The 6605-nt window shown below is 48.7% G+C and carries 2 protein-coding genes; both read left to right on the top strand.

Features of this window, described 5'->3' with window-relative positions:
* A partial coding sequence (locus O3C43_24390) for a hypothetical protein (GenBank protein MDA1069627.1) occupies positions 1-3568 on the top strand: 3568 nt, incomplete at its 5' end.
* A 129-nt stretch (positions 3569-3697) separates the two neighbouring features.
* Positions 3698-6205: a tetratricopeptide repeat protein gene (locus tag O3C43_24395; GenBank protein ID MDA1069628.1), complete on the top strand. Its 2508-nt coding sequence runs from the start codon at positions 3698-3700 to the stop codon at positions 6203-6205.
* The last annotated feature ends 400 nt before the right edge of the window (positions 6206-6605 follow it).

The following is a 6605-nucleotide window of genomic DNA, read 5'->3' on the forward strand; positions in this document are numbered from 1 at the left end:
CAAACAACTATTATCCGCCAGCTGCATGCTGACTGTCCCGCTATTATTAAGCGGGCAAAACGAAGACGATAATGACATTATCGAGCTATCACCCTTCACGATATCAGAATCCGATTCGATCGGTTACCAGGCTACCAGCACCTTGGCTGGCAGTCGTCTGAACACTCCCCTGCGCGATGTGGGAGCCGCGATTCAGGTTCTCACTGCAGAATTATTTGAGGACACCGGATCGACCAACATGGAGGAAATTCTCGTTTACGCGACCAACATGGAATCACACGGTGTGATGGGGAATTTCGCCGGAGGTCCGGGCCAGAACCACAACGGACGCTTCGAACAGGATAATCAACGCCTCAATCCGCAGAGCGCCCAGCGTGTGCGCGGCTTGGCCGAGGCATCCCTTACCCGGGATTTCTTCCTCACTGATATTCCTTTTGAGAGTTATAACACTGAACGTATTGCCGTCAGCCGCGGTGCCAATTCCCTGCTATTCGGTATCGGTTCTCCGGGAGGCATTATTAATAATACCACCAAACGCGCCAACGTCGATGGAGAGGATTTTGGTGAATTCAGTATGCGTTATGGTGAGCGGGACAGCCACCGTGAATCCTTTGACTATCACAAGGTGCTGATTGATGATCGCCTGGCCCTCCGCTTGATGGGCCTCTACAAGGACACCCAGTATCAACAGCGGCCGGCCTACGAACTGGACCGGCGGGTCGCTGGCGCCCTGGATGCGGTACTTTTTACCAATGAAAATAGCGAATGGTTGGGTAAAACGAAGTTGCGATTCAATTTCGAGCTCGGATCCGTTCGCGGCGCACCGCCGCACCTTACTCCACCTAACGATGGATACAGCATGTTCTTTGAGCTACCCGATATCGCTGCTTTGGAGCGCGTTCCCGGGGTATATATGCCAGGATATCTTGGAGGTTCAGGGAAGCCCGGGGTAGCTTTAAACGAACTCGGGCTCGAGGCAGCACGCTACCATCCTGAGTTCGGGTATACCACATGGCAGCCGAAAATGACCTTGGACAATCGCCTGGGCATCAACAATACGAATACCCCATTGGTGACGGATCGCAGTTCTCACCGGGCAAGGCTCAAATTTAATTACGATTCCCCCATCCCTATCACCTACGTCAATTACGGGGGGAATCAGTTCCAGACCACCAATGGCGATGCGTTTAGAGCCACCGGAACCGTTGATGAGATGGGCAACCCGGTAGCGCAAGGTCCGGCCACCCATGCGATTGGCGTCGATGGATTGCCCTATCCGGTAATAAGGGACCAGTGGGATTATATCGAGACGGGATCCCTTTTTATGGGGAACCGTAATGACCAGTTTGTTCCCAATTTCGCCGCTTTGTCCATTCTGGACCCCAATGTATGGGACAATGAAAATCATATGATCCAGGGTCTGACCCAATGGCGAAATCAGGAATTCAACACCGAAACCTTCGTCATCGAACAGCCTTTGCTGAACGGGGACGCGGGATTCGAATTCGTATATGACAAGCAGCACTTTTGGCAGGAAGCCAACATCCCATTTTCGGATGAGGAGACTATCGGTGACACCCATAACAATGACGTGGTCATCGACATCAATGAGTATCTGATTACAGGAGAACCCAATCCAAATCTGGGCCGACCCATGATGAAGACCGATAATTATCCAGGCCAGTCGGTTCGGGAATCGGATCGTGAGAGTGTTCGCGCCACCGGTTTTGCCAAGGTGGATTTTGAGAAAATGTTTGGAGATGACAGCTGGTTGAAATGGCTGGGCAAACACACCATTACCGGACTCTACAACCGGCAGACGATCGACCGCCTGACCATGGAGAGTGCCTCTCGATTGCAGGGTGTTGGTTTTAACTTGGGTGATCCTGATTACATTAATACCAGCGCGGGCATCGCTCATATAAATTATTTCGTGATCCACGATGTCTACCTGGGTCCGGATGCGCGCCAATTCAGCAATCCCGGTCAGTTGCAGCTGAATACGATGGAAATCGAATCCAATTACGGGGATGGCTACGATCATCTTCACTGGAACCGGAATACCCAGCAACTGGATGCGAAAAAGGTTTATATTGAAGAAGTCCTCCTCGGCGGTGGCCGCGGTCGAAACGAAATCACCACGGAAGTGGTCAGTGTGCAGAGCCGTTGGCTGGACGACAACCTGGTGGGACTTATTGGTTTGCGCTCTGACAGTCAGAAGACCTGGGCCAATATTAACCAGGCTCAAGGGCTGGCGCTGGGAATTCCTCCGCGGTTAGCCGGGGGAAACAATGCTCCCATAAACCCGGAATATTTCCGGCTTCATGATGAATATTCAGAGGGCTCCGGAGATACCGTCACCTGGAGTCTGGTGGGTCACATGCCTGACGAATGGCTCGGGCCTAACGTAGGTATCAGCGCCCACTATGGCGAATCGGAAAACTTTCAGATTGGTCCGACTCGCCGTACGCCCTATGGAGATATGATTGGCGCACCGTCTGGAACGACAGAGGAATACGGAGTGACTTTCAATTTCGCCCAGAATAAGCTCATTGCTCGCTTGAACTGGTATGAAACCGCTGCAACAAACGCCAACATATCCGGTGGAACCGCTTTAGGATTCTTTGGATGGATCGGAGGTTTCTTAGGCCGTTGGGACACGGCCGCCGAATTGCATGGCAGAGACATGGCCGGTTTTCAGGCTGCCGTGCAAGAGGGTATCGATGAGCTTGGACCGACGGGTGGTGATCTGAATAATCCCAGTTTCCAAAGTTTCGGGGATGTTTACAATGAGATCATTTCCTGGCTTCCTTCGGAAGTTCAAGGGATTCGTAATCTGACCATAAACCCCGCCACCGGGGAAATTAACTCCGATCCAAATCCCGGAGAGTCGGCCACCCAGGACTTTGTCTCCGAGGGTTTCGAAATCGACCTTACCGCAAACCTTACCGATAATTGGCGGGTGTTCGTGAATGTGGCGCAGCAGGAATCGGTGCTATCCAACATTGCTTTGCCCTTTCGCGAGATATCGGGTGAGATATTAAATAATATCCGGTCTTCACCGATCGGGAAGTGGACAGATTCACCTACCTTGGGTGAAGGCCAGTCTTTCGAGTCTCGCTTTGTCGCCATCGTGGGCGCCCCCCTGGGAGCGATTGCCGCCCGGGACGGCCAGCTGGCCAGAGAAATGCGCGAGTGGCGTGTAAATGCGGTGACCTCCTATTCATTCACTGAAGGAGCGCTAGCCGGATTCACTATCGGTGGTGGTCTCCGCTGGCAGGACGAGAACGCAATCGGCTATCCCAATCTATTGAATTCTGATGGCAAGGTTATTCCTGATCTTGCCAATCCCTTCCTGGGTCCCGACCAGCTCAATGGCGACCTCTGGGCCGGCTACGAAAGACCGATCTGGGATGGAAAGGTGAACTGGAAAATTCAGCTGAATGTCAGGAACGCCTTTGGCGATGATGCCCCTATTCCAGTGGTTATTAATCCGGACGGCAACATAGCCGTTGTTCGCAACTCACAACCAAGGGAAGTATTCTTAACAAACACCTTCAGTTTTTAGGGTAGTAGTTGGTTTTATTTCCAGTTAGAAATTGAGGCCCCTGTTTGCACAGGGGCCTCATTTATTTGAAGTGGGATTTTTAAGATTCATATTATTCTTTTGAAGGTTATCTTGATTATTTATTAGGAAATGAACCGTTCCCGCTTACTTGGATTTAAGGTAATAACCGTCTTGGTTGTACCCATACTTCTCTTGCTTTCAATTGAAGCAGGCCTTCGTGTTGTTGGATTCGGATATAATACGGATGTATTTGTGGAGGAGAAGGGAATCGTCAGAAGCAACTGGCCATTCACTTTCAAGTATTTCCCCTGGTCGATGGCACGGCCGATGTTGCCGGTTCAATTTGAAGCCGAAAAGGAGGAAGGAGCCTTAAGGATTTTTGTGCTGGGAGGTTCTGCCGCACAAGGGTTTCCTGCGGAAGAATTTGGAATAGCGCCTCAGCTGAAGGTGATGTTGGAGCATGCTTATCCAAATCGAAAGATCGAAGTCATCAATGCCGCTGTTACTGCGATTAATTCCCATGTTGTTTTACCGGTGGCAAAGGCCTGCCTTGAATACGATCCCGATTTTCTGGTTGTCTATGTCGGTAACAATGAAGTGGTGGGTCCTCATGGAGCAGGAACTGTTTTTTCGGGTTTCAGCAAAAACCTGACACTGCTTCGATTTAGCGATTCGATCAAATCAATGCGTCTCTACCAGTTGCTGCTTGGGCTTTCCGGCAACCATAGATCTGTGACTGGATCCTGGAAGGGAATGGAGTTTTTTTTAGGGAATACCGTTTATGCGGACGATGAACGTCTTCAAACCGTTTATAAACATTTCGCTTCGAATCTGGATGATCTGATCGAAGCCGCGGAAGAAGAAAACTGTCCGGTTTTACTATCCACAGTGGCTGTAAACCTATTCGACAATCCGCCTTTTGCTTCAAAGAAACCCAATCATGCTGAAACCGAATATCTTTCAGCTCGGAGCCTTTTGGAAGTCGGGAAACTGGAGGAGGCGCGATCAGCTTATGTAAATGCCAGAGATTGGGATGGACTACGCTTTCGAGCTGATAGCAAATTGAATTCACTCATCCGAGAACGGGTTAGGGAGCATGGGGACAAAGTCACACTTATCGATTCAGAGCAGAGGCTAGCAAAATCGAATTTATCGGTAGGTGGTATCCCAGGTGATGCTTTGTTCTATGATCATGTTCATCTTTCATTCGCAGGGAACCATACGGTGGCAACTGGGTTGGCAGAAGCTGTCATTAACGAACTAGGGTCAGTAGAAAATGCACCGCCAGAAACACTAGACGTTGCAAGATCGTTAGCTTTTTCGGATTGGGACCAGGCGCAGATTGCAAGGAAGCTAACAGAACAATTGCTTCACAAGCCGCCCTTTACGAACCAATGGAACCATAGTAAGCGACAGCTTCTTCGAAAACGTGAAACACGCAAACTGTTTGAACGGTTAGACGATGAGTCGAAGCAAGAAAGTGCGAGGCTGTACAAGGATGCCGTGGATAAAAAGCCAGAAGACTTCGAATTGAAGTTCCGTTATAGTCAGATACTGGTAGAGTTGGGCGAAGCAGAAGCTTCCAAGTCTTTAATAGCTGAGGTCCTCGAAAACTATCCAAAGAATCATGAGGCATTAATGCACCACAGTATTGTGACAGCGGGTTTGGGCGATTTTGAGGAAGCAAATGAAAGTTTACAGACGCTTCGTAAGCTCAATCCGTTCGCTGTCGAAACGCGTAATGCCTATGTGAAATTGTTGTATGACCAAAAACGATTTGAAGAGGCATTTAAAATGAATGAGTCCCTACTGGATGATCATCCGGAGGATCCGGATATTCGATATGTCCATGCACTCATCTTGAAATCTCAAGGAAAACAACAAGATGCATTGGAGCAATTAAGTAAGGTGGTTTCGGCGCACCCAAAACATGTGGAGGCCAGATCAACACTTGTTCAAACCCTACGTGAGAGAGGCGATATTTCAGGTTCCTTAAAAGCCGCTCAGACCTGGACAAAATCAGATGCAACTAGATTAGAAGCATTCCTTGCTTATGCCGAAATACTGACAGAGAAAAAAGATTTGAAGAACGCTATTGAGCAGTATCGCAAAGTCATTGAACTCGATCCAGATTACGTCATCGCCAGGTCACGGTATATCCAACTCATGGCGCAAGAAGGACGCATTCATGAAGCTATCCAGTTTCTGGGTACACAGTTGCAGGAAGATCCAGATATTTTGGAGGGTCATTCGATGCTTGGGTTGACCTTGGATGCCGTTGGCAGGAAACAACATGCAATCGCGTTGCTTCAAGTGGGATTACAACGCGATCCAACGAGCATTAAATGCTTGCGTGAACTGGCATGGATATTCGCCACGGCCAAGGCAGATCAGTATCGCAATGGCTCCGAGGCTGTCGCGTTGGCCAAACGACTGGTTGAGTTGGTGCCCGGCGATCCTGACTTTCGAAATGTTCTCGCTGCTGCATACGCCGAGACTCGGGAGTTTCAAAAAGCCATCAAAGAGGCTGAACAAGGTCTCACATTGGCTCGTTCAAGCAACGATCAGATTCAAATAGATATTCTTTCAAAATGCTTGGGAGCATACCGAAGCAGCCAGCCCATCCGAACAAATTAAGAAGAGAAAGATTTCTTCGAGTACCTGTCTTTGTTTCTCGGATAATACCTTCTCGTCTTTCCAGAGTTTTGATGCAGTTGATGGTTGTTCACGAGGGTATCATTTTGCCAACTCTGGTATTTTTTCGAGTAGTTTCCACCATGAATCGTCTATTCGATCCCTCCGTTAATATTCTTTATGAAATACAATAAACGGTTTACGTTTTCAACATTCCACAAGCTGAATGCGATTCTCAACCAATTAATTGTTATGAAACTACCTCTAGGAATAATTAGCATTTTGGTAACTTTAATTTGGGCTACAAATGGTTTAAGCGCAGCCAACAACAAGATTGAGCCTGCCCCGAAAAATGGGAGACATGTTGTGCTAAACAATGCATAAAATGAGAACAATGAGGCAA

The organism is Verrucomicrobiota bacterium (assembly GCA_027622555.1).
Taxonomy (GTDB): Bacteria; Verrucomicrobiota; Verrucomicrobiia; order Opitutales; family UBA2995; genus UBA2995.